The sequence below is a fragment of the Bacteroidota bacterium genome, from assembly GCA_034723125.1.
Taxonomy (GTDB): Bacteria; Bacteroidota; Bacteroidia; order CAILMK01; family JAAYUY01; genus JAYEOP01.
Window position 1 is genome coordinate 1 of sequence record JAYEOP010000381.1, and the last position, 2,358, is coordinate 2,358.

General features: G+C 25.3%; 3 protein-coding genes. All 3 read right to left on the reverse strand.

Going from position 1 to position 2,358, the window contains the following annotated elements; genetic code table 11:
- Window positions 1-315: 315 nt before the first annotated feature.
- Window positions 316-480, reverse strand: a complete 165-nt coding sequence (locus U9R42_10140) for a hypothetical protein (protein ID MEA3496381.1) — start codon at window positions 478-480, stop codon at window positions 316-318.
- Window positions 481-503: 23 nt separating this feature from the next.
- Entirely contained in the window at window positions 504-1,139 is a 636-nt protein-coding gene (locus U9R42_10145; protein MEA3496382.1) for a hypothetical protein, read from the reverse strand.
- A gap of 172 nt (window positions 1,140-1,311) precedes the next feature.
- Window positions 1,312-1,980 carry a hypothetical protein gene (locus U9R42_10150; GenBank protein MEA3496383.1) on the reverse strand — a complete coding sequence of 223 codons (669 nt, stop codon included), beginning with the start codon at window positions 1,978-1,980 and terminating at the stop codon, window positions 1,312-1,314.
- Window positions 1,981-2,358 lie beyond the last annotated feature (378 nt).

A 2,358-nucleotide genomic window follows, 5' to 3' on the forward strand; every position in this document is an offset into this window, starting at 1 on the left:
TTTCAGTATGGCTGTAAAAATCACCTTTTAATATCGTTGGATGATAAATTTCACAAAGTTGTTTTATTGCAACCTTTATCAATAATTTTCAAATGTAATACTTTATTTTCAATATTCAAAATATTTTTTATAATTCATTTTATTTCTTGAACAAAAGGTGATAAATATTAATTCAAGGATATCTTTTTAACCCAACTTGACCAGTCAAAAATATAATCAGCAATATATAAGTAGCTTGTAGCGACCTCATTCGATTTGTCACTACAAAAAACTGTAATTAAAAAAAATACTGTCAATATATATTTCAGATTGAATTTACTGATTTTTTTTTACTAAATAGGAAATGTCAATTGTGTCATTTATTTCGTATATTGTTTCTGATATTACACTGAAACCAAGTGTATTGCATTCTAAGCATTGTGAATATGAACTATATGCTATTGAAATACAAATCATTGATGTTAATACTAAATTTTTCATGATCTTAATTTTAAATTTTATTATTACTTGTTAATAAAATAATCAACCAGTTCCCATATTGAACCATCATAATGCTGGAATTTGACAAAACCAAGCCTTTTTTTTAGCCAAACATTTTCAATAACTTCTATAAAAATCTGAATACTGATAACATTTTCAAGAACACCATAAGGTGTTGTTATTGTGAGGCTATCAGATATTTCAAAAACAGAACCTTGATAATATAAATCAAAGGGCGTTTTAAAAAAGTTACCATACCAAAAATACAAAGTTCCATTACCATCACATGTTAATTCATTAGGAGGATAAAATGCAGTTAAAAGTGCTTTTGGATCATCAGAAGAAGTCTTAAAATGAATATTCGAATGTGAAATATGTAATAAAATATCATGAATACAATAAGGTGAAAAATGAGGTAAGCATGTTATTTTATTTATTTCTTTTGTAACCACAGCAGTATCAAATATAATAGCGTTTGTATCTGTTCGCTGATATACCCACCAGCTTCCTTCAGGAAAATACCAATAGTCAAGAAATTCCTGGTCATGCATAAGTGTATCGGTATAATAAATACAGTCCTTACATTTTTTACAATCAGAATTTGTAAAAAATAATAAAGGTGCAAATATAAATAGAATTAATAATTTATATAATTTCATTTTCTTAAATTTTAAGTGATTCATACAAATTTACAAAATCAATTCTTTAAACAATCATGGAGAATATTCAAACCTGTTTGTTTTATTTTCAGTACTGTCGGTATATTCTGCTTTAATGTTTACTATTAAAACAATATATAGAATTAATCTTAAAATTAACTTTTTCATAATATTATTTATTTATAAAGTGATTAATAAGTTCCCAGTATTCTCCATTAAAATATGTAACTTTTATAAGTCCTGTATTTTTTGATAACCAAATATTTTCAGCAAAAATTTCAGGAATATTGATGTTTCCTTCAACCGTTTGGAGGATATGAATTGAATTATAATACATCGTATTATTTATTTCAATACTGTTAGAGTCAGCAATCTTTTTTATGCGTATCTCATCATTTATTTCACCATGAACCAAAATATCACCAATCTTAAAAGGAAAATTTAAAATTGTTGAAAAACTATAGTAATCATTGAAAGATAAAACTCTTAACTGGCAATTTCCTTTTCCAAAATTTAAACCTTGAAAGTTGTGACCGCTATATTGTGGATAATCCTTTTGATAAAAGTATTTCTTATTTGAATGTTTAACTGCACTCAAATATTGAAAAACACATGGGAAGAAATCATAGTCATGTTCAATCTTATTTTCAAAACATTTTACAGTATCAATTTCCCCATCCTGATTTTGATAAACCCACCAGCTACCTTCAGGGAAATACCAGTAATCTAAAAATTCCTGTGGAGCTTTTTTTATTGCTTCACATCCTTTTTCCCGGCATGAAGATACTTGTAAAAGAAGAAAAATAACAAGACTAAATATTAAGTATTTTAGATGTTTCATTTTATTAAATTTTAAACGGTTCACACAAATTTACAAAATCAATTCTTTAAACAATCATGGAGAATATTCAAACCTGTTTGTTTTATTTTCAGTACTGTCGGTATATTCTGCTTTAATGTTTACTATTAAAACAATATATAGAATTAATCTTAAAATTAACTTTTTCATAATATTATTTTTTATATCACTTTGTTTAAAAAAAATAGCTTTTAAGCAAAATGACGTTCACAATTTATTATTTATAGGAACTGATATTAACAATTTTAAAAACACAATAATATTTCTTTCAGTATGGCTGTAAAAATCACCTTTTAATATCGTTGGATGATAAATTTCACAAAGTTGTTTTATTGCAACCTTTATCAATAATTTTCAAAT